The sequence below is a fragment of the Pseudomonas sp. KH_046_1 genome (assembly GCF_057839025.1).
The window spans coordinates 3947003-3966157 of the sequence record NZ_CM174481.1 but is presented as its reverse complement, the minus strand read 5'-3'; the positions used below and the strand labels follow the sequence as shown (position 1 = coordinate 3966157).

24 protein-coding genes are annotated in these 19155 nt (G+C 60.6%); 16 read left to right on the top strand and 8 right to left on the bottom strand.

Annotated features, from left to right (window positions below; genetic code table 11):
- The first annotated feature begins 8 nt into the window (after nt 1–8).
- On the top strand, nt 9–1553 hold the full coding sequence (locus AC3IT9_RS18240; RefSeq protein WP_489270605.1) for a sensor domain-containing diguanylate cyclase: 1545 nt from the start codon (nt 9–11) through the stop codon (nt 1551–1553).
- 78 nt (nt 1554–1631) lie between these two features.
- Here AC3IT9_RS18240 and AC3IT9_RS18235 read toward each other — a convergent pair whose 3' ends face one another.
- From AC3IT9_RS18235 to AC3IT9_RS18225, 3 genes are all read right to left on the bottom strand, one after another.
- Nucleotides 1632–1994 carry a DUF2784 domain-containing protein gene (locus AC3IT9_RS18235; protein ID WP_150756514.1) on the bottom strand — a complete coding sequence of 121 codons (363 nt, stop codon included), beginning with the start codon at nt 1992–1994 and terminating at the stop codon, nt 1632–1634.
- 60 nt (nt 1995–2054) lie between these two features.
- The gene (dapA, locus tag AC3IT9_RS18230; protein ID WP_353742709.1) at nt 2055–2930 is read right to left on the bottom strand and encodes a 4-hydroxy-tetrahydrodipicolinate synthase; all 876 of its coding nucleotides are present in this window, start codon (nt 2928–2930) and stop codon (nt 2055–2057) included.
- Nucleotides 2931–3215: 285 nt separating this feature from the next.
- Nucleotides 3216–4151 carry a GGDEF domain-containing protein gene (locus tag AC3IT9_RS18225; protein ID WP_489270604.1) on the bottom strand — a complete coding sequence of 312 codons (936 nt, stop codon included), beginning with the start codon at nt 4149–4151 and terminating at the stop codon, nt 3216–3218.
- Nucleotides 4152–4319: 168 nt separating this feature from the next.
- Here AC3IT9_RS18225 and AC3IT9_RS18220 point away from each other — a divergent pair, with 168 nt between their 5' ends.
- The 3 genes from AC3IT9_RS18220 to AC3IT9_RS18210 all read left to right on the top strand — a co-directional run bounded on the left by AC3IT9_RS18220 (nt 4320) and on the right by AC3IT9_RS18210 (nt 5540).
- Complete coding sequence (locus AC3IT9_RS18220; RefSeq protein ID WP_223444469.1) at nt 4320–5018, top strand: AzlC family ABC transporter permease; 699 nt, start codon at nt 4320–4322, stop codon at nt 5016–5018.
- Nucleotides 5018–5329 carry an AzlD domain-containing protein gene (locus AC3IT9_RS18215; RefSeq protein WP_191625010.1) on the top strand — a complete coding sequence of 104 codons (312 nt, stop codon included), beginning with the start codon at nt 5018–5020 and terminating at the stop codon, nt 5327–5329. Before AC3IT9_RS18220 ends, AC3IT9_RS18215 begins: the two co-directional genes overlap by 1 nt.
- A gap of 64 nt (nt 5330–5393) precedes the next feature.
- Complete coding sequence (locus AC3IT9_RS18210) at nt 5394–5540, top strand: hypothetical protein (RefSeq protein WP_008051909.1); 147 nt, start codon at nt 5394–5396, stop codon at nt 5538–5540.
- Between the two features lie 197 nt (nt 5541–5737).
- Here AC3IT9_RS18210 and AC3IT9_RS18205 read toward each other — a convergent pair whose 3' ends face one another.
- Nucleotides 5738–6418, bottom strand: coding sequence for an SOS response-associated peptidase family protein (locus AC3IT9_RS18205; protein ID WP_489270603.1), 681 nt, complete (start codon nt 6416–6418; stop codon nt 5738–5740).
- A 207-nt stretch (nt 6419–6625) separates the two neighbouring features.
- Between AC3IT9_RS18205 and AC3IT9_RS18200 the strand changes: the two genes are divergently transcribed.
- Nucleotides 6626–7525 carry a polysaccharide deacetylase family protein gene (locus AC3IT9_RS18200; protein ID WP_489270602.1) on the top strand — a complete coding sequence of 300 codons (900 nt, stop codon included), beginning with the start codon at nt 6626–6628 and terminating at the stop codon, nt 7523–7525.
- 69 nt (nt 7526–7594) lie between these two features.
- Here AC3IT9_RS18200 and AC3IT9_RS18195 read toward each other — a convergent pair whose 3' ends face one another.
- Complete coding sequence (locus AC3IT9_RS18195; protein WP_108218023.1) at nt 7595–8482, bottom strand: LysR family transcriptional regulator; 888 nt, start codon at nt 8480–8482, stop codon at nt 7595–7597.
- A gap of 127 nt (nt 8483–8609) precedes the next feature.
- Between AC3IT9_RS18195 and AC3IT9_RS18190 the strand changes: the two genes are divergently transcribed.
- From AC3IT9_RS18190 to AC3IT9_RS18150, 9 genes are all read left to right on the top strand, one after another.
- A complete protein-coding gene (locus AC3IT9_RS18190; protein WP_056723540.1) occupies nt 8610–9749 on the top strand; it encodes a muconate cycloisomerase family protein in 1140 nt (379 codons plus the stop codon).
- A gap of 10 nt (nt 9750–9759) precedes the next feature.
- Nucleotides 9760–10050: a muconolactone Delta-isomerase gene (catC, locus tag AC3IT9_RS18185; protein WP_008053771.1), complete on the top strand. Its 291-nt coding sequence runs from the start codon at nt 9760–9762 to the stop codon at nt 10048–10050.
- Between the two features lie 52 nt (nt 10051–10102).
- Complete coding sequence (gene catA, locus AC3IT9_RS18180; protein WP_150724244.1) at nt 10103–11032, top strand: catechol 1,2-dioxygenase; 930 nt, start codon at nt 10103–10105, stop codon at nt 11030–11032.
- A 197-nt stretch (nt 11033–11229) separates the two neighbouring features.
- Nucleotides 11230–12189 (top strand): AraC family transcriptional regulator, encoded by a 960-nt coding sequence (locus AC3IT9_RS18175; RefSeq protein WP_150724243.1) that lies wholly within the window; start codon nt 11230–11232, stop codon nt 12187–12189.
- 247 nt (nt 12190–12436) lie between these two features.
- Nucleotides 12437–13801, top strand: a complete 1365-nt coding sequence (gene benA / locus AC3IT9_RS18170; RefSeq protein ID WP_489270601.1) for a benzoate 1,2-dioxygenase large subunit — start codon at nt 12437–12439, stop codon at nt 13799–13801.
- Nucleotides 13798–14286, top strand: a complete 489-nt coding sequence (gene benB / locus AC3IT9_RS18165) for a benzoate 1,2-dioxygenase small subunit (protein WP_489270600.1) — start codon at nt 13798–13800, stop codon at nt 14284–14286. Before benA ends, benB begins: the two co-directional genes overlap by 4 nt.
- Nucleotides 14287–14296: 10 nt before the next feature.
- Nucleotides 14297–15310, top strand: a complete 1014-nt coding sequence (benC, locus tag AC3IT9_RS18160) for a benzoate 1,2-dioxygenase electron transfer component BenC (RefSeq protein ID WP_489270599.1) — start codon at nt 14297–14299, stop codon at nt 15308–15310.
- Nucleotides 15311–15495: 185 nt separating this feature from the next.
- Nucleotides 15496–16269 (top strand): 1,6-dihydroxycyclohexa-2,4-diene-1-carboxylate dehydrogenase, encoded by a 774-nt coding sequence (locus AC3IT9_RS18155; RefSeq protein WP_489270598.1) that lies wholly within the window; start codon nt 15496–15498, stop codon nt 16267–16269.
- 42 nt (nt 16270–16311) lie between these two features.
- Nucleotides 16312–17010: an alpha/beta hydrolase gene (locus tag AC3IT9_RS18150; RefSeq protein ID WP_489270597.1), complete on the top strand. Its 699-nt coding sequence runs from the start codon at nt 16312–16314 to the stop codon at nt 17008–17010.
- Between the two features lie 3 nt (nt 17011–17013).
- On the opposite strand, the gene AC3IT9_RS18145 is transcribed toward AC3IT9_RS18150, so the two are convergent.
- Nucleotides 17014–17376 (bottom strand): NUDIX hydrolase, encoded by a 363-nt coding sequence (locus tag AC3IT9_RS18145; RefSeq protein ID WP_150724237.1) that lies wholly within the window; start codon nt 17374–17376, stop codon nt 17014–17016.
- A gap of 216 nt (nt 17377–17592) precedes the next feature.
- Between AC3IT9_RS18145 and AC3IT9_RS18140 the strand changes: the two genes are divergently transcribed.
- Nucleotides 17593–17793, top strand: a complete 201-nt coding sequence (locus AC3IT9_RS18140) for an SPOR domain-containing protein (RefSeq protein ID WP_150724236.1) — start codon at nt 17593–17595, stop codon at nt 17791–17793.
- Between the two features lie 119 nt (nt 17794–17912).
- On the opposite strand, the gene osmE is transcribed toward AC3IT9_RS18140, so the two are convergent.
- Together osmE and AC3IT9_RS18130 are read right to left on the bottom strand one after the other, a co-directional pair.
- Nucleotides 17913–18263 (bottom strand): osmotically-inducible lipoprotein OsmE, encoded by a 351-nt coding sequence (gene osmE, locus AC3IT9_RS18135; RefSeq protein WP_150724235.1) that lies wholly within the window; start codon nt 18261–18263, stop codon nt 17913–17915.
- Between the two features lie 13 nt (nt 18264–18276).
- Nucleotides 18277–18516, bottom strand: a complete 240-nt coding sequence (locus tag AC3IT9_RS18130) for a hypothetical protein (RefSeq protein WP_150724234.1) — start codon at nt 18514–18516, stop codon at nt 18277–18279.
- A 252-nt stretch (nt 18517–18768) separates the two neighbouring features.
- Here AC3IT9_RS18130 and AC3IT9_RS18125 point away from each other — a divergent pair, with 252 nt between their 5' ends.
- Nucleotides 18769–19104, top strand: coding sequence for a hypothetical protein (locus AC3IT9_RS18125; RefSeq protein ID WP_150754713.1), 336 nt, complete (start codon nt 18769–18771; stop codon nt 19102–19104).
- Nucleotides 19105–19155: the final 51 nt, after the last annotated feature.

Here is a 19155-nt window from a genome sequence, read left to right as displayed (position 1 = left end):
GGAGCACCATGGGACATCCGTCGATCAACGATCATATTGAAATGCTCCGGCCAGCCGTGACCCGGCTCAAGGTTCGCTCGGCGGTGATCCTGCTGATCGCGGTGTGCCTGTCGATGACGGCGATCGTGATCTGGGAAGCCTGGAGCTCGCGCCAGTACTACCTGCATGACAAGGAAGTGGCGATGTCCAACCTTGCGCAGACCCTGGCATCGCAAGCGCAGGCAACGATCAAACAGGCCGACACGCTGCTGTTCACCCTGGTCGATCGTCTGGAACACGACGGCGTGGATAAATCCCGGTTGCCGCTGTTGCTCAACGCCCAGCGCAGTGAGTTGAGCCAGCTCCATGGTGTATTTGTTTTCGACGAAAAAGGGCACTGGATCGCCAATTCCAATGGCGCCGGGCAAACCGGCGTCAACAATTCCGACCGCGAATACTTCATCTTCCATCGCGATAACCCCAGCCGTGGGCCGCACATCGGGCCGTCGATCAAGAGCCGTTCGAGCGGTGAATGGATCATGACGGTTTCGCGCCGGGTCAATCATCCCGACGGCAGCTTTGCCGGGGTGGCGCTGGCGTCGATCTACCTCAGTCATTTCCTGCAGCTCTACGACAGCATCGACATGGGCAGTAACGGCGTGATCAACCTGATCGCCGACAATGCCACCGTTGTCATTCGCAGACCCTTCAAGGAGGCGGACATCGGCACCAGCCTCGCCAAGAGCCCGTTGTTCACCCAGTTGTTGCCCAAGGGCGACGCGGGTACGGCCACGATCAGGTCGATCATCGACGGTGTCGAGCGGGTGATAGGGTATCGCCGGGTCGAGGGTTATCCGCTGATCGTTTTTACCGCGTTGAACAAGGATGAAGTGCTCGGCAGCTGGCGCAAGGAGACGGCGCTCAGCGCTGGCATTGTCACGCTGTTGCTGGGTTTTCTCGGGGTACTGGGGGTTCGGCTAATCAATCTGATGAAGCAGCAGAACCTGGTGCAGGTCGAGTTGCTGGACACCCAGGACAAGCTCCTGGAGGTCAATCGCAACCTCGAAGGCCTGGCCCTCAAGGACGCGCTGACGGGGCTGGCCAACCGGCGTCAGCTCGACGCTTTCATCGATGCCGAAATGGGACGTGCCCGGCGCAGCCAGACCGAGTTGGCACTGCTGATGATCGATGTCGATCATTTCAAGCCGTTCAACGACCGCTACGGCCACCTGGCCGGTGATGAGTGTTTGCGCAAGGTCAGTGCGATCATCACGGACAATATCAAGCGCCCCGGTGGCCTGGCCGCCCGTTATGGCGGTGAAGAGTTCGCCGTGGTGCTGCCCGGCACCGACTACGTGGGGGCATTTCTGGTGGCGGAGAAAATCCGCCGCGCGGTGCTACAGGCCGACATTGCCCACAGTGACAGCCCGGAAGGCACCGTGACCGTCAGCGTCGGCGTGTGTGCCTGCAATACCGCTTCCCAGGTCCGCCCCGAGGACCTGATCGGTGCGGCAGACAAGGCGCTGTACGTGGCCAAGGCCGGTGGGCGGAACATGAGTGTGATTGCCAACTGAACGCCCGGCGTCAGACAAGCCGGTCCGTTCCCTGAACCAGCCACCAGCCCAGGGCGCGACCGTCAGGGGGGTGAGAATTCAGGCGGCCCATCGCTTGAACAATCGAAGATAGACCAGCAGGTTGATCACCAACACCACGCCGCCCAATCCCAACTGAATGCTGGGTGTCAGACCCGCCGGGTAAATCACCGGCCAAACGTAATGCTCGATGAATCCACCGCCATAGCCGGTTTGCCCGGCCCCATGGCGCATGCGGTTTTCCCAGTCGGTCAGCGGGCAGGGCAGGTGGAACAACTCCACTGCCACACCCCAGACGGCGGCCGGCGGATGCCACCAGATCAGGTGGCGCCATTTGAGCACCAGCAAACCGCCGAACAACACAAACACAATGAACAGCAAATGAAACAGCATCAGCCCATCGGCGGCGATTCGGTACAGCATGTGGATGCCCCTGAAGGCTGAACGAATCGCTTCATGGTACTCGGGCCGGCGGCGGACGCTCTATCGATTGTCGCGGCCCAATGCGCCGAGCACGCCTTTCAAACGCTCGGTCATCGATTCACTGCTGCGTTGCATCGGTGCGCGCAGTTCGTCACCGATCAGACCTTCCAGGGCCAGCGCGGTTTTCACCGGGGCCGGGTTGGGCTCCAGGAACAGGCTGTTGATCAGCGGCAGCAAACGGAAAAACGTGGCGCGGCCTTCAGCCAATTGGTTGTCGCGGATCTGCCGGTGCAACTGCACGAACAGTTCGGGATGGACATGCGCCGACGCGGCAATCGCGCCTTTGGCGCCAAGGCACAGGGCATTGAAGATCTGGTTGTCTTCGCCACACAGCACGTCGACCTGGCCGCTATTGAGCAAGGCGAGGGTGTTCGAAAAATTACCGCCGCAATCCTTGATGGCGACGATCCGCTCGTGGGCGACGATGTTGAGCAGGGTCGCCTGTTCGAAGGCCACGCCGGTACGGTAAGGGATGTCGTAGAGAATCAGCGGAACGCTGGAGGCATCGGCGACCGTGCGGAAAAACGCTTCGAGGCCGGCCTGGGACGGGCGGATGTAATACGGCGCCGGCACCAGCAGGCCAGCCACCGGGCGCTTGAGGATCTCGCTCTGGAACTGCAACAACTCGGTCAGGTTGTTACCGGCCAGGCCCATGACCACCCGTTGCGCCGGTACCAGCTCCAGCACCGCGTCCAGCACCGCAAGTTGCTCATGCTTGCCCATCGCCGCCGGTTCGCCGGTGGTGCCGCAAACGATGAGACCGTCGACACCTTTTTCCAGCAGATGGCTGACCAGCCGGCGCAGGCCGACGAAATCGATGGCGCCGTTGTGGAAGGGTGTGACCAGTGGAACCCAGATACCTTGAAACGCTGACATGCACTTTCTCCTGATGGTTGACCGATTTCGTCACCGTCAGGAGCGTAAAAGGAGAGTAAGCAAGGGGAGGGTGGTCCGTCGCGCTCAATGTCCTGTCAGCTCATCTGACGGGACAGCGCGCCCCGGTCACATGAGCGACTGTTTCTTCGATTTGAGGGCGTGCGCAACGCAACCTTGCGCCTTGGCAATCAAGCCAATGACGGAAAAGTCGAGATTGAAGGTTGCGGACATACTTGCTTACACCCTGAGTGAGGCGCCCAGTTTTAAAAGCCGGCGCGCCGTTTGTCAATCACGAAAATCAGCGAACTCGGCGCGCATCCGGCCATTGTGCTTGGCCTTGTAGAGCAACTGATCGACCTGTTCGACGAATTCCAGCGCCGTGGCATGCGGTGAAACGGCGGTGGTACCGACACCGAGGCTGACGCTCAGCAGGTTCGACACCCTGGAGAACTCATGGGGGATCTGCTGCTGGCGAATCAGGTGCAGGCACTTGTGCGCCACCATCCGCGCGGACTCGGCATCGGTTTCCGGCAGCAGCCAGACAAACTCTTCACCGCCGATCCGCGCAATGAAATCCCGTGGCCGGTTCGCCGCCAGGGACAAGGTCTGCGCGACGCGGCGCAGGCATTCGTCGCCCTTGATGTGGCCGTAATGGTCGTTGTATTGCTTGAAGTAGTCGATATCCAGCACCAGCACCGACAATGGCAAACCGGTGCGTTGGGCGTGGTTCCACTCGCGCTCCAGCACGGTGTCGAACATGCGCCGGTTGGCGATGCCGGTCAGGCCGTCCTGGAAGGAATACTCTTCAAGCTGCTTTTGCAGGCGGATCAAGTGCTCTTCGGTTTTCTTGCGCTCGCTGATATCGAACATGAAACCCACCAGCGCCTCGATTTCACCGTTCTTGCGCACCACATGCACTACATCGCGGATCCACACGTACTCGCCGCTTTCGGTGAGTGCGCGATAGTCGGCCTCGTGATCGATACCGGCGCGCGACTGCGAGACGCAGAAGTCCATCACGTAGTCGCGGTCATCGGGGTGCATGCGCTCGACCCAGTCGTTGACCGAGGCCCAACTGTCCTGTTTCCAGCCCAACAGCTCTTCGATCTGTGGCCCGATGTAGCTGAACGTCATGGTTTTCCAGTCGATGCGCCAGGGAATAGCCCGGGTTGACTCAAGCAGGGTTTTATAAACGTCGCTGTCTGTTTCGACTGAACTCATGAAGGGCCTGCCTCGATGAAAATGCAGCGCAATCATGTTGCTAGCACTTTGGCGAATCAAGCGGGCAGCCGATGAATGGCACGTTGTCGTATGAGTGAGCAAGATTGTTCAAGCCTTCGGCCGCGACTGCTGGCAAAGTCTGGGGTCTTTCCCTGTCTGTAGAACGTTATGTCCAACTCAACCATGCCACGCAGTGCCTTTTTGCGCGGCGCAGCGGCGATCATGCCGTTGTCCCTGGCCACTGCGCCCTGGGGCTTGCTGGCCGGTTCCATGGCTATCGAAGCCAACCTCACGCCCCTGCAAGGCCAGGGCCTGTCGAGCATTGTGTTTGCCGGTGCGGCGCAACTGGTGGCCATCGGCATGCTCAAGGGTGGTGCCGGAATTTTTTCGATCCTGCTGACTACGCTGCTGCTGACTTCCCAGCATTTGCTCTACGGGATGAGCATGCGCTCGGTGATTTCGCCATTGCCGGGGCGCTGGCGTGCAGGGCTGGGGTTCTTGCTCACCGATGAGTTGTTCGCCCTGACCAGCCAGCACGACAAACAGCAGTTCAACCGCTGGTACGCCCTGGGCGTGGGCCTGACGTTCTACATCGCCTGGAACCTGTTCACCCTGGCGGGCATTGTGCTTGGCAGCAGCATTCCCGGCCTTGAACACCTGGGCCTGGATTTCTCCATCGCGGCGACCTTCATCGCCCTGATCACGCCGGTGGTGCGCAACGTGCCGACCGTGGTGTGCGTGGCGGTGTCGCTGTTCTGCTCGGTGCTGTTCAGCTACTGGCAATGGGGCTCGGCGCTGGTGCTGTCGGGGCTGGCGGGCATGACCGCCGGGTTTGTCTGCAATAAATTCTACGGTGGACGCACATGATGGTCTGGGCAGTGATTATCGGAATGGGCCTGTTGGTGTTCCTCAACCGCTATGTTTTTCTGGAGCCGCGACTGCCGCTACGCTTGAGCAGCAATGCCCGGCAGTTCCTCGGGTTTGCCGTACCGGGCATGTTGACCGCCATCTGCGGGCCGATTGTGTTCATGCCGGACAAACAGCTGAATCTGCACTGGGACAATCCCTATCTGATCAGCTCGCTGGTGGCGGTCGCTCTGGTGCTTTACACGCGCAATACGTTGCTCAGCATGCTGTTGAGCATGGGATTCTTCTTTTTGCTGCGCTGGTGGCTCTGAGCGGGGCAGGGGAACTGATCTAAGCTTAAGTTGATGACCGATCCCTTCAGGAAGCGAGGTGAACATGGCCAATGAACCCAAGCAACCGGACCTGGAAGAAGACGAGGACGAACCCACGGAGGAAGAGATTGAGCAGCAGAAGCGTTCGGTACCGGACTGGAAGCATCCTGACGACGGTAAGGAACTGTCAGAGCCTGACCGCAAGTTCTGACCGGCACGCGAATACAACAAAGCCCCGCCATTGTAGGAGCGAGCTTGCTCGCGATGGTCGTTAACGATAACGCGTGTTTACTGGCTAAACGCGGCGCTCTTGAATCCATCGCGAGCAAGCTCGCTCCTACAACGAATCACTTCGCTTAAGTGAACAACATTGCGCCATTGAGTGGAGCTTTGTCGTTATTGACAGGTTCAGGGAATTTCTTTAATCAGCGCGGCGCCCTGGTTCCTGACATTGCCAATGGCCTTGTCGACCTTGTACCACTCAAATACCTCACTGACTTCGCCCTGGGATAGCGCCATTTCCTCGGCTCGTTCCTTGGGCGTGGCCGGGTCCAGCCATTCCCGCGCCAGCTCGGGGGAGAACACCACCGGTCGCCGGTCATGCACGTCAAGCAGGCCGCCTGCGCTGTCGGCCGTCAGGATGACGAAACCGTCGTGCTCCCTGTGAGGGGCTCCGCCGATGGGGTACTGGCCGATGGCCGCGCAGAAAACCGGTGCCCGGTTCCGTCGCCGGATCAACCACGGTTGTTTGTTGCCGTCACCGGCGTCGACCCATTCGAACCAGTTATCAATCGGGCAGATCGCACGATGGGGCCAGATCGCCCGGAAGTACGGGCCGTGGGCGACTTTCTCGACCCGGGCATTGACCGGCTCCGTGCGATCCGTCGCCCAGTGCGGTCGCCAACCCCAGCGCACGGCGTCGGCGTGCAGCCGCTCATTCTCCAGGTGCAACAGGGCGAGTTGCGTGGTGGGCGCGGCGTTATAGTGCGCCAGGGGTTCGTTGCCGACGTGGTTGATCAGCGCGTCGGGGATGCTCAGCACCGCCACGAAGTCGTGGATTCCACGGTATTGCGACAGTCGTCCGCACATGGCCTGACACTCCGGTTAAGACGCTCTGACCGAAGCTTTGAGTTTAGTTGCTCGCGGCGAAACGGGCCTGGCAAGCACCGGAACCAAACCCTGTGTACCCTATCCAACCTCGGCCCGCCGTCTCGATGCGGGCCGACGACGGATGAGCGGGCGAAGGATCCTTGCCCATTGAAGTATCGACCGTGATGGTCTGGCCCAAGGCAAAAGATGAAACGATTGTTCAAGTGTTTAACGGTGTGCGCCCTGGTAGTGGGTCTGCTGGGTTGTATCGCAGCGCCCATTGAAATGACTCCGCAAACCGAACAGCGTTTGCAGGCGCAACCGCCTATCCGGTTTCTGCTGACGTTCGATGACGGCCCCAGCGCATCGAGTTGGTGGAATCCGACCGTCACGGTGCTTGAGAGCCTGGCGCTAAACCCGCTGCAACCGGACATCAAAGCGGTGTTCTTCGTGCAAACCCGCGCTCCGCGCGCCGGTGGCAGCGAGTTGGGCCGGGACATCATGCGTCGTGAACACGCCGAAGGACATGTCCTGGGCTTTCACACGGCGACACCCCGGCACACCAATCATCGCTCCCTTGACCCGCCAGAGTTGGAGCAGGCCCTCATCGATGGCAGCGCCGACATCGCCGCGATTACCGGCGCTTCGCCAACCCTGTTGCGCCCGCCATTCTGGAACTACGACAAACGCACCTTCGCCGCCTATCAGCAGCATGGCCTGCACGTGCTGCTCACCGACTTGAGCGCCAACGACGGCAAGATCTGGGGCTTCAACGCCAGCCCCCGGCGCCGGTCGCACATGTTGCGCTCGATGTCTGAAGTTCGCGAGCGCATTGCCCGCGGCGAATTGCCGGTGGTCGATGGCGTGATTCCGGTGGTGGTGACCTTCCACGACCTCAACCGCTATACCGCCCGGCATACCCGCGAATACCTGCAGATTTTGCTCGACAGCGCCCGGGAGACCGGGGTGAAAACCGCCGACAAGCCGTTTTACGACGATCAGTTCGCGTTGCAGCGCGCGGCCATGGCGCGAACCGTGCGCGACGATTCGCAGCCGGTCGAGTTGCCGGGGTTCTGGAACTGGATCTGGGGCGGGAACGCCCATTAGACGTTTTGTCCGCGAGTTGCGTACCGAGATGAAGGCAGGGTGCCGGGCCTTTGCCGGCTGATCATCGCTTTACGCTGCCGGTGGCAGCAGCTCATCTATCATCCGCAAACAATGGTTCAACCCCGGCGACACATCGCCCACCCGTCGGCTGAGAATGATCGGCGAGGTGGCGTTGTCCTCCAGCAGCGGGGTGAAGCCGATGTCGTCGCGGTGCAGCAACTGCACCGAGGCCGGCACCAGCGTGACCCCGATGCCTGCCCCCACCAGACCGATCGCCGTTTGCAGCTCGTTGGTCCATTGCGCGACGTGGATGCGCACGCCGTAGGACTCGAACAGGGCAATCACATGGTCGGCGTAACTCGGCCGTGGATTGCCGGGGTACAGCACAAAGGGTTCCTTGGCCAGTTCCCGCAGGCTGATGGGACCGGCGAGCAACGGATGCCCGGCGGGCAGGGCGGCGACCAGGCGGTCTTCGGTGAGCACGGTCTGGACAATGGCCGGGTCGTCGATACGGATCCGGCCGAAACCGATGTCGATGCGCCCGGCCTTCAACGCCTGCACCTGTTGCAGGGTGGTCATCTCCGAAAGCCCCAGCTCCAGCTCCAGCGGCTCGCCACTGCGTAACCGCCGGATCAGTTCCGGCAGCACGCCATACAGTGTCGATGGCGCAAAGCCGATCCCCAGCCAGGTTTTCTCACCCAACCCGATACGCCGGGTGTTGTCGCAGACCTTGTTCAGTTGTTCGAGCAGGGCGGTGGAGTGTTCATGGAAAAACCGCCCGGCATCGGTCAGCTTCAACGGTCGGCCGCGCTCCAGCAGCATCACCCCCAGTTCGTCCTCCAGTTGCTGGATCTGCCGGCTCAAGGGCGGCTGGGCGATGTGCAGCAACTCGGCCGCGCGGGTGAAGTTGAGGGTTTGAGCCAATACCTGGAAATAACGCAGGTGACGCAGTTCCATGGAGCCTCCAGACGTCAATCGGTTGCATACCTTTAAGGTATCAAGTCAGACCAATTCTATATTGGCATCGCGAAAAAAGCCGTACGAGAATCGATTCCAGAACTTCAAGAACCTGACGGGTATCGAAATGCTTGCAACAGCCATTGAGTCGATCGAGACGATCATCGTCGATCTGCCGACCATCCGCCCGCACAAGCTGGCGATGCACACCATGCAGAACCAGACCCTGGTGATCATCCGCGTGCGTTGCGCAGACGGCATCGAAGGCATCGGCGAATCCACCACCATCGGTGGCCTGGCCTACGGCAATGAAAGCCCGGACAGCATCAAGACCAACATCGACACGCACTTCGCGCCGCTGTTGATCGGCCAGGACAGCAATAACGTCAACGCTGCCATGTTGCGCCTGGAGCGCAGCATTCGCGGCAACACCTTCGCCAAATCCGGTATCGAAACCGCACTGCTCGATGCCCTGGGCAAACGCCTCGGCCTGCCGGTCAGCGAATTGCTCGGCGGCCGCGTTCGCGATGCGTTGCCCGTGGCCTGGACTCTGGCCAGCGGCGACACCGAGAAAGACATCGCCGAAGCGGAAAAAATGCTCGACCTGCGCCGCCACCGCATCTTCAAACTGAAAATCGGCGCCGGTGAGGTCAACCGCGACCTGGCCCACGTGATTGCGATCAAGAAAGCCCTGGGTGACCGCGCCAGCGTGCGGGTCGACGTCAATCAGGCCTGGGACGAAGCGGTGGCGCTACGGGCCTGCCGGATCCTCGGCACCAATGGCATCGACCTGATCGAACAGCCCATCTCGCGCAACAACCGCGCCGGCATGGCTCGCCTCAACGCCATGAGCCCGGCGCCGATCATGGCCGACGAATCCATCGAATGCGTGGAAGATGCGTTTAACCTGGCCCGCGAAGGCGCGGCGTCGGTGTTCGCCCTGAAGATCGCCAAGAACGGCGGCCCACGCGCTGTATTGCGCACCGCCTCGATCGCCGAAGCGGCCGGCATCGCCCTGTACGGCGGCACCATGCTTGAAGGTGGCCTGGGCACCATGGCCTCGGCCCATGCCTTCGTCACCCTGAACAAACTGGCGTGGGACACCGAACTGTTCGGCCCGTTGCTGCTGACCGAAGACATTCTCAGCGAACCGCTGGTGTACCGCGATTTTGAACTGCACGTGCCGAACACCCCGGGTCTGGGCCTGAGCCTGGATGAAGAGCGCCTGGCGTTCTTCCGCCGCGACAAGACCATTCATCAAGCCTGAGGAGAGCATTATGCTGTTCCACGTAAAAATGACCGTGAACCTGCCGGTCGACATGAACCCGGAGGCAGCCGCCAAACTCAAGGCTGACGAAAAAGCCCTGGCCCAGCGTCTGCAAGAGCAGGGCAAGTGGCGCCACCTGTGGCGCATCGCCGGACACTACGCCAACTACAGCGTGTTCGATGTCGACAGCGTTCAGGAACTGCATGACCTGCTGATGCAATTGCCACTGTTTCCGTACATGGCCATCGAGATCGACGCGATGTGCCGGCATCCTTCTTCCATCCGTGACGATGACCGCTGAGCCCAGCCTGTTCAGCGCGCTACGCTAATAATTACAAGATGAGGAACCCAGAATGAACGTCAAGATTTCCCACACTGCCGAAGTCCAGAAATTTCTCGAAGAGGCCAGCGGCCTGCTCAACGACGCCGGCGACCCACGGACCAAGGCATTGGTCTACCGCATCCTGCGTGATTCGGTGAACATCATCGAAGACCTGGCCGTGACCCCGGAAGAGTTCTGGAAAGCCGTCAACTACCTCAACGTGCTGGGTGCGCGCCAGGAAGCCGGGCTGGTGGTGGCCGGTCTCGGTCTGGAGCATTACCTCGACCTGCTGATGGATGCAGAGGATGAGCAGGCCGGCAAGTCCGGCGGCACCCCACGCACCATCGAAGGCCCGCTGTACGTGGCGGGTGCGCCGCTGTCGCATGGCGAAGCGCGTCTGGACGACGGCGTCGATCCGGGTGTGACTCTGTTCATGCAAGGCCGCGTGTTCAACACCGCTGGCGAGCCCCTGGCCGGTGCTGTGGTGGACGTCTGGCACGCCAACACTGGCGGTACTTACTCGTACTTCGATACCACTCAGTCGGAATTCAACCTGCGTCGCCGCATCGTTACCGACGCCGAAGGCCGCTACCGTTTTCGCAGCATCGTGCCGTCGGGCTATGGCTGCCCACCGGACGGTCCGACCCAGCAACTGCTCGATCAACTGGGCCGTCATGGCCAGCGTCCGGCGCACGTGCACTTCTTCATCTCTGCTCCGGACCATCGCCACCTGACCACCCAGATCAACCTGGATGGCGAGAAGTATCTGCATGACGATTTCGCCTACGCCACCCGCGACGAGCTGATCGCCAAGATCACCTTCAGCGACGATCAGCAGCGCGCGGCGGCCCATGGTGTGAGCGGTCGCTTTGCCGAAATCGAATTCGATTTCACCCTGCAGTCGTCTGCCCAGCCTGAAGAACAGCAGCGCCACGAGCGGGTTCGCGCACTCGAGGACTGATAGCACGACCCTGTGGGATCACCACTCTGTGGGAGCGAGCTTGCTCGCGATAGCGGTTTTACATTCAACATCCATGTTGACTGGCACTCCGTCATCGCGAGCAAGCTCGCTCCCACAAGGTCTTGCGATAACACATTGATGCGAGCACTGTTCTGGAATGATCCGACGCAACCTATAACAACAATGAGAGTGACCCGATGATGCAAGCTCAACTGTTGAGTCAGCGCAGCAGAGTATTCGACCATGCCGACCCTTATGCGGTGTCGGGCTACGTCAATCAGCACGTCGGTAACCACTGCATTCTCATGCCCCGTGCCGGCAGCCCGTTGGCCAGTCTCGATCATCGCAAGTTCGCCAGCCTCGACCTGTGCCGCATCAGCTACGGTGCCAGTGTGCGGGTGACGTCCGGTGCGCTGGACAGCATCTATCACCTGCAAGTGTTGCTGCGCGGCAATTGCCTGTGGCGTGGACACGGCCAGGAACATTACTTCGCTCCCGGCGAATTGCTGCTGATCAACCCCGACGATCCGGTGGACCTGACGTATTCCGCCGATTGCGAAAAATTCATCCTCAAAGTCCCGACCCGCTTGTTTGAATCGGTCTGCGATGAGCAGCGCTGGCGCTATCCGGGGCAGGGCGTGCGATTTCTGGAAAACCGTTATCAGCTCAATGAACTGGAAGGCTTCGTCAACTTGCTGGCGATGATCTGCCAGGAGGCCGAATCCACCGAGCAAATCCCCAGGGTGCAGGAGCATTACACGCAGATCATCGTCAGCAAGATGCTCAGCCTGATGAAGACCAATGTCTGCCGCCTCGAACTGGGCTCGCAGACGGCCACGTTCGAGGCGATTGCCGATTACATCGCCAATAACCTCAAGCAGGACATCGACAGCGAAGCGCTGGCACGCCAGGCGCACATGAGCTTGCGCTCGCTGTACGGACTGTTCGAGCGCAATGCCGGCCTTACGCCGAAAAACTACCTGCGCCAGAAACGCCTGGAACGCATCAACGCCTGCCTCAGCGACCCGACCTGTAACGTGCGCAACGTCACCGAAGTGGCGATGGATTACGGCTTCCTGCACCTGGGCCGGTTCTCCGACAGCTACCGCAAGCAGTTCGGCGAATTGCCGTCCGATACCCTCAAGCGTCGGCACTGAGACCTTCAGGTTTTTTGTTGTCTGGTCTGGCCCCATCGCGAGCAAGCTCGCTCCCTCATTGGATTGCTTCACCCCTGTGGGAGCGAGCTTGCTCGCGATGGGGCCGGCACATTCACCATCGATGGCGCCTGACACGCCGCCAGTGACTGCACAAAACGGATAAAGGTCTGCACCCCGCGGATATTCCGCCCCATCGCCCCGTCCTAGCATGACCCCTGCCTGAACAATAACAATGGAGGCGGCGGCCATGACCCTGCGACCCGAATATTTGCATTCCCTGCTTGAAGACGATCCCGAGCAGGGCCTCTATCGCTGCAAACGCGAGATGTTCACCGACCCCCGGTTGTTCGACCTGGAGATGGAACACATCTTCGAGGGCAACTGGCTCTACCTGGCCCACGAAAGCCAGATCCCCAACATCAATGATTTCTACACCACCACCATGGGGCGTCAGTCGATCTTCATCGCGCGCAACAAGGACGGCGTACTCAACGCCTTCATCAATGCCTGCAGCCACCGTGGCGCGACCCTGTGCCGGCACAAGTCCGGCAACAAGAGCTCCTACACCTGCCCGTTCCACGGCTGGACCTTCAACAACTCCGGCAAGCTGCTCAAGGTCAAGGATCCGGCCAACGCCGGCTACCCGTCGAGCTTCAACTGTGAAGGCTCCCACGACCTGACCAAAGTCGCGCGTTTCGAGTCCTATCGCGGCTTCCTGTTCGGCAGCCTCAAGGCCGATGTGCTGCCACTGGTCGAGCACCTGGGCGAGTCGGCGAAGATCATCGACATGATCGTCGACCAGTCCGCCGATGGCCTGGAAGTGCTGCGTGGCTCCTCCAGCTACATCTACGAAGGCAACTGGAAACTCACTGCGGAAAACGGCGCCGACGGCTACCACGTCAGCTCCGTGCACTGGAACTACGCGGCCACCCAGAACCAGCGCAAGCAGCGTGAAGCCGGTGACGCCAACCCGACCATGAGCGCCGGCAGCTGGGCCAAGCAAGGCGGTGGTTTCTATTCCTTCGACAAGGGCCACATGCTGCTCTGGACCCGTTGGGCAAACCCCGAGGACCGTCCGCTGTACGAGCGTCGCGATGAGCTGGCGCAAGACTTCGGCAAGGCCCGCGCCGACTGGATGATCGAGAACTCGCGCAACCTGTGCCTGTACCCGAACGTGTACCTGATGGACCAGTTCAGCTCGCAGATCCGCATCGCCCGGCCGATCTCGGTCAACCGCACGGAAATCACCATCTACTGCATCGCCCCCAAAGGCGAAAGCGATCACGCCCGTTCGAGCCGGATTCGCCAGTACGAGGATTTCTTCAACGTCAGCGGCATGGCCACGCCGGACGACCTGGAAGAGTTCCGCTCCTGCCAGACCAGCTATCAGGGCAGCGTCACCACCTGGAACGACATGTCCCGGGGCGCCGAGCACTGGATCGAAGGTGCAGACGAAGCCGCCAAAGAGATCGACCTGCACCCGCTGCTCAGCGGCGTGCGCACCGAAGATGAGGGCCTGTTCGTGCTGCAGCACAAGTATTGGCAGCAGACCATGCTCAAGGCCCTGGCGGCCGAGCAGTCAAAGCTGATCGCCGTGGAGGACGTGTTATGACCATTTCCTATGAAGCGGTGCGCGATTTCCTCTATCGCGAAGCACGCTACCTCGATGACCGGCAGTGGGACGAATGGCTGGAGCTGTACGCCCCTGACGCGACGTACTGGATGCCGTCCTGGGACGACAACGACGAACTGACCGAAGACCCACAGCGGGAAATCTCGCTGATCTGGTACGGCAACCGCACGGGCCTGGAAGACCGCATCTTCCGCATCAAGACCGAGCGCTCCAGCGCCAGCGTGCCGGACACCCGCACCTCCCACAACATCAGCAACATCGAGCTGCTCGAACAGGCCGACGGACTGTGCAAGGTGCGCTTCAACTGGCACACCCTGAGTTTTCGCTACAAGACCGTCGACAGCTATTTCGGCAGCAGTTTCTACACCCTCGACGTGCGCGGTGAAAACCCGCTCATCAAGGCCAAGAAAGTGATCCTGAAGAACGACTACGTTCGCCAGGTCATCGATGTTTACCACCTGTGAGACTGCCGTCATGACCCATTCCATTGCGTTCAATTTTGAAGACGGCGTCACCCGGTTCATCGACGCCAACGCCGGCGAAACCGTGGCCGATGCCGCGTACCGCCAGGGCATCAACATCCCGCTGGACTGCCGCGACGGCGCTTGTGGTACCTGCAAGTGTTTTGCCGAAGCCGGCACCTACGATCTGGGCGAGGAGTACATCGAAGACGCCCTCAGTCCTGAAGAGGCCGAGCAAGGCTTTGTCCTGACCTGCCAGATGCGCGCCCAGAGCGATTGCGTGGTGCGCGTACCGACGTCCTCCGAGGTCTGCCGAACCCGGCAGGCCAGCTACGATGCGACCATCAGCGCCGTGCGCCAGTTGTCCGACAGCACCATCGCGCTGTCGATCAAGGGCGATGCCCTGAGCAAGCTGGCGTTTCTGCCGGGGCAGTACGTGAACCTGGGGATTCCCGGCAGCGAGCAGACCCGTGCCTATTCGTTCAGCTCGTTGCAGCGCGACGGCGAGGTCAGTTTCCTGATCCGCAACGTGCCCGGCGGCCTGATGAGCAGCTTCCTGACCGGCATGGCCAAGGCCGGCGACTGCATGAGTCTGGCAGGTCCTCTGGGCAGCTTCTACCTGCGGGATATCCGTCGGCCGCTGTTGCTGCTGGCCGGTGGCACCGGGCTGGCGCCGTTCACCGCGATGCTGGAGAAGATCGCCGAGCAGGGCAGCGATCACCCGCTGCATCTGATCTACGGGGTGACCCACGATTTCGACCTGGTGGAAATCGACCGCCTCGAAGCCTTTGCCGCGCGCATCCCCAACTTCACCTTCAGCGCCTGCGTCGCCAGCCCCGAGAGCCAGCACCCGCTCAAGGGCTATGTGACCCAGCACATCGAGCCCAGGCATTTGAACGATGGCGACGTCGACGTCTACCTGTGCGGCCCGCCGCCGATGGTCGAAGCGGTCAGCCAGTTCATTCGCGAACAAGGCATCGCGCCTGCCAACTTCTACTTTGAGAAATTCGCCGCCAGCGCGGCCTGAGCCAATCCAATGTGGGAGCAACCGCAGACTCTGCGCACGACGCAGATCCAATGTGGGAGCGAGCTTGCTCGCGATGGCGTCCTGCCAGGCAACATCAATGCTGAATGTTCCGGCCTCATCGCGAGCAAGCTCGCTCCCACAGGCCTTGTTTCGTCCGGGATGCCAATTTTCGTCATGAGGTACACATGAACAGATTTCAAGACAAAGTCGCTCTGATCACCGGCGCTGCCCAAGGCATCGGTCGGCGGGTGGCCGAGCGTATGGCCGCCGAAGGGGCGAAGCTGGTCCTGGTGGATCGCTCCGACCTGGTGTTCGAAGTTCAACAGCAGCTGGCCTCGACCACCCAGGTATTGGCCCTGACCGCCGACCTTGAGCAATACGAGGAATGCAGTCGGGTGATGCAAACCGCCGTCGAGCGCTTCGGTCGTCTCGATGTGCTGGTCAATAACGTCGGCGGGACGATCTGGGCCAAGCCGTTCGAGCACTACGAGGCGTCGCAGATCGAGGCCGAGGTTCGCCGTTCGCTGTTCCCGACCTTGTGGTGTTGCCATGCCGCGCTGCCGTTCATGCTGGAGCAGGGCAGTGGTGCGATCGTCAACGTATCCTCCATCGCCACCCGCAGCCTCAACCGCGTGCCCTACGGTGCGGCCAAGGGTGGGGTCAATGCCTTGACCGCTTGTCTGGCGTTCGAAACCGCCGGTCGCGGCGTGCGGGTCAACGCGACGGCGCCTGGCGGCACCGAAGCACCGCCGCGACGCATACCCCGCAACGGTGCCGAGCAGAGTGAGCAGGAAAAACTCTGGTACCAGCAGATCGTCGACCAGACCCTCGACAGCAGTTTGATGAAACGCTACGGCACCCTGGATGAGCAGGCGGGGGCTATTCTGTTTCTGGCCAGCGACGATGCGTCCTATATCACCGGCATGGTCATGCCCGTGGGCGGTGGCGATCAGGGCTGAGGCGAGCGACAGACAACCCCATCCGCAAACGGAGTCATGGTGATGAGTGACAAACCCACGATCGTGCTGGTCCATGGTTTCTGGGGCGGTGCCGCCCACTGGAACAAGGTCATCGTCAAATTGCTCAGCCGGGGTGACACGAATATTCGTGCCGTCGAGTTGCCGCTGACGTCCTTGGCCGAGGATGCCGAGCGTACGCGCAAGATGGTCGCCCAGGTGCCCGGTCCGGTGCTGCTGGTGGGGCATTCCTATGGCGGCGCGGTCATCACTGAAGCGGGGGATATGCCGAATGTGGCCGGGCTGGTGTACATCGCCGCATTTGCGCCTGACGCCGGTGAAAGCCCCGGCGGCATCACGCAACGGCATTTGCCAGCGGCGGCGGCCAACCTGGCTCCCGACAGCGACGGTTACCTGTGGGTCAAGCCCGAGCTCTACCACGAGAGCTTCTGTCAGGACCTGCCGGCGACCGAAGGGATGGTCATGGGCCTCACCCAGAAAGCGCCGCTGGCGAGTACCTTCGGCGACACCATTGGCACGGTGGCCTGGAAGAAAAAGCCATCGTGGTATCAGATCTCGACCGCAGACCGGATGATCGCGCCACAGAACCAGCAATGGATGGCTGCGCGGCTCAACGCCCGGGAGATTCTGACCTTGAACGCCAGCCATGCGTCATTGGCGTCGATGCCCGCCGAAGTGGCGGCATTGATCGACAGGGCGGCGACGGCGTTGGCCAACGGCTAGGGCCTACAAGCGGCGCACAAAGGTGCTGACAATACTGCGCATGGTGTCGCTGATGTTCAGGTTGTGTAGTGCATCCAGCGGGTGCCAGATGCAATCGGTGATTTCGTTCAGCGGTCGCAATTGCTCCAGGTTCAGCACCGACACCTCGAATACGTGGTGTCGGGTGCCGTCCGATTCCAGCTCCAGCACGTACATCAACTCGTCGACCCGCAACCCGGTTTCTTCCAGCAGCTCGCGAACGGCGGCATCGGCTGCGCTTTCACCCCGTTCGAGCTTGCCGCCGGGCAGCGTCCAGCGTCCTCCTGGCTTGCGTACCAGCAGTACATGCCTGTCCTGCTCGAAGATGATCGTTGCGCGTACTTTCATGGATTACCCGATGGCCGTTGTCATGGAACAGGTATGGACGTGCAGCATTCGGGCGAGGGCCGCGATTGTGCTGCTATCTGAGTAATTTGAGGTGCCAATGTGATGAAAAGTGCAACCAGAAGGAATTTCCATGGCGACATCTGGTCGGTATTTTGGACAAGGGTGGGTGTAAGGTAAGCAAGTCAACCTGAGATCACTGCCCAAGAGGAGGTGACTATGAGCGTTCCGATGCTGAACAAAATGCACATGAACGGTTACGACGTACTCAGCGTGAACCACGGCCCCTGGCGGGTGTGCACCCAAGGCGACCGGCTGGGCTCGTTTGCCAGTCGAGAAGAAGCACTGGCGTTTGCCGCTTCGCTGCCCGGCTACAGGGCGCGTGCTGGCAGGTCTGCGGGCAGCCATCAAACAAAATGAAGCCTGTAGGAGCGAGCTTGCTCGCGATGGTCGCTAACGATAACGCGTGTTTCCTGGCTAAACCCGGCGCACTTGAGTCCATCGCGAGCAAGCTCGCTCCTACAAAATCCTTAAGGGCGCTAATAGCCGCCACCTCCGCTGGGGCGGGAGGGCTCCCGGGCCTTTTGTTGCGTGTGGCTCCACTGCGCGCAGGTCATGAAGCTTTTGTGGTCGACCATGCCTCGGCCGTCAAAGCTGACATTGAACGCTTGTTGATGGCCGGACTGAGTCAGTTTGTAGTCAAAGCACGTACCGGGTACGACAGTCCGGTTGGTGACCGCCAGGGGCTGGCCGCCGATTTGCCGGACTTGCTCCTGGGTCATGCCGGTATCGACTTTCGCGACCAGCGGCTGGTCCTGGTAGATCGAGTTGGTGCTGCAGCCTGCCAACGCGGTCAGTGCGACGACCAACGTAAATAGAGGCCTGTTCATGGCAGCGCTCCTGCTATTGAGCCTTGTTGCGGCTAATGACCTTGGCTTTCACTTCCTCGGCGTAGCCGGACAGTTTTGCTTCATCACCCTGAAACAAAGAACACAGTTTCTGAACGGCTTGCGCGTCGACGTCGTTCCCGAGCAGACGCAATTGCTGCTCGATGCGCAACAGCTCCACGGCCGACCAGCGCAAATCTGACGCAAGCCCTTGCAGATCACGCCGAAGTTCCTGTTCCGATTCGTTAAGCCACATGATGATCTCCTGAACTCTGCACACCGAAATTTTAGACCTGTTTACCGGGCCGGATGTTATGTTCGTCTGATTCAGCGGGGTTTTCTTTGGTCGGGAAAATAAATGCGAACATGAAAGTACGCTGTCCTACTTTATCTGAACGCAAGGGACTAACCGGGCGAAGTGATATCAATGAAAGTCGCCGAATCGTTGGGGATGGCTGTAGGGACGACGGCGAGCTACATTTTCTTATTTCGAATTAAAGGAAACAGCATGCGGATGTTGATGGGGGGAGTCGTGTTGGCATTGCTGGGCGGGTGCTCGTTGCCGGCGTCGTTGGTACCGGGCGAGCCGAATGTCAGCAAGCACAGCGAGAAGACGCCAAAAGAGTATGCGGCGTGCGTGTTGCCTGCCTGGCAAAAGGAAGTATCGAATACGACCCAGGTTTCGATATCCAACGGATTTCGCATCACCGCGCCCAGCGTAATCACAGCCGACGAAGTGGTGGATATCGTGAAGTACAAGGACGGCAGCCGGGTTTCGCTGTATCAGGGGCCACCTTGGGCCAAGTCCGGCGACCTGCGCAAAATCGTGCGCGACTGTTTGTAAGCGCGAGAGGGTGAAAATCGGTCACCGACCGTTTTTCGACTCAATTGAGAA

What these genes read in the sequence shown, in the direction of transcription:
- AC3IT9_RS18145 (WP_150724237.1), bottom strand. Translation starts at nt 17,376, where the DNA reads ATGAAAGTACGCGCAACGATCATCTTCGAGCAGGACAGGCATGTACTG.
- AC3IT9_RS18195 (WP_108218023.1), bottom strand. Translation starts at nt 8,482, where the DNA reads ATGGAACTGCGTCACCTGCGTTATTTCCAGGTATTGGCTCAAACCCTC.
- AC3IT9_RS18155 (WP_489270598.1), top strand. Translation starts at nt 15,496, where the DNA reads ATGAACAGATTTCAAGACAAAGTCGCTCTGATCACCGGCGCTGCCCAA.
- AC3IT9_RS18190 (WP_056723540.1), top strand. Translation starts at nt 8,610, where the DNA reads ATGCTTGCAACAGCCATTGAGTCGATCGAGACGATCATCGTCGATCTG.
- dapA (WP_353742709.1), bottom strand. Translation starts at nt 2,930, where the DNA reads ATGTCAGCGTTTCAAGGTATCTGGGTTCCACTGGTCACACCCTTCCAC.
- AC3IT9_RS18240 (WP_489270605.1), top strand. Translation starts at nt 9, where the DNA reads ATGGGACATCCGTCGATCAACGATCATATTGAAATGCTCCGGCCAGCC.
- AC3IT9_RS18200 (WP_489270602.1), top strand. Translation starts at nt 6,626, where the DNA reads ATGAAACGATTGTTCAAGTGTTTAACGGTGTGCGCCCTGGTAGTGGGT.
- AC3IT9_RS18215 (WP_191625010.1), top strand. Translation starts at nt 5,018, where the DNA reads ATGGTCTGGGCAGTGATTATCGGAATGGGCCTGTTGGTGTTCCTCAAC.
- AC3IT9_RS18220 (WP_223444469.1), top strand. Translation starts at nt 4,320, where the DNA reads ATGTCCAACTCAACCATGCCACGCAGTGCCTTTTTGCGCGGCGCAGCG.
- AC3IT9_RS18150 (WP_489270597.1), top strand. Translation starts at nt 16,312, where the DNA reads ATGAGTGACAAACCCACGATCGTGCTGGTCCATGGTTTCTGGGGCGGT.
- benA (WP_489270601.1), top strand. Translation starts at nt 12,437, where the DNA reads ATGACCCTGCGACCCGAATATTTGCATTCCCTGCTTGAAGACGATCCC.
- AC3IT9_RS18140 (WP_150724236.1), top strand. Translation starts at nt 17,593, where the DNA reads ATGAGCGTTCCGATGCTGAACAAAATGCACATGAACGGTTACGACGTA.
- AC3IT9_RS18175 (WP_150724243.1), top strand. Translation starts at nt 11,230, where the DNA reads ATGATGCAAGCTCAACTGTTGAGTCAGCGCAGCAGAGTATTCGACCAT.
- AC3IT9_RS18125 (WP_150754713.1), top strand. Translation starts at nt 18,769, where the DNA reads ATGCGGATGTTGATGGGGGGAGTCGTGTTGGCATTGCTGGGCGGGTGC.
- AC3IT9_RS18130 (WP_150724234.1), bottom strand. Translation starts at nt 18,516, where the DNA reads ATGTGGCTTAACGAATCGGAACAGGAACTTCGGCGTGATCTGCAAGGG.
- catA (WP_150724244.1), top strand. Translation starts at nt 10,103, where the DNA reads ATGAACGTCAAGATTTCCCACACTGCCGAAGTCCAGAAATTTCTCGAA.
- AC3IT9_RS18225 (WP_489270604.1), bottom strand. Translation starts at nt 4,151, where the DNA reads ATGAGTTCAGTCGAAACAGACAGCGACGTTTATAAAACCCTGCTTGAG.
- osmE (WP_150724235.1), bottom strand. Translation starts at nt 18,263, where the DNA reads ATGAACAGGCCTCTATTTACGTTGGTCGTCGCACTGACCGCGTTGGCA.
- catC (WP_008053771.1), top strand. Translation starts at nt 9,760, where the DNA reads ATGCTGTTCCACGTAAAAATGACCGTGAACCTGCCGGTCGACATGAAC.
- benC (WP_489270599.1), top strand. Translation starts at nt 14,297, where the DNA reads ATGACCCATTCCATTGCGTTCAATTTTGAAGACGGCGTCACCCGGTTC.
- benB (WP_489270600.1), top strand. Translation starts at nt 13,798, where the DNA reads ATGACCATTTCCTATGAAGCGGTGCGCGATTTCCTCTATCGCGAAGCA.
- AC3IT9_RS18205 (WP_489270603.1), bottom strand. Translation starts at nt 6,418, where the DNA reads ATGTGCGGACGACTGTCGCAATACCGTGGAATCCACGACTTCGTGGCG.
- AC3IT9_RS18210 (WP_008051909.1), top strand. Translation starts at nt 5,394, where the DNA reads ATGGCCAATGAACCCAAGCAACCGGACCTGGAAGAAGACGAGGACGAA.
- AC3IT9_RS18235 (WP_150756514.1), bottom strand. Translation starts at nt 1,994, where the DNA reads ATGCTGTACCGAATCGCCGCCGATGGGCTGATGCTGTTTCATTTGCTG.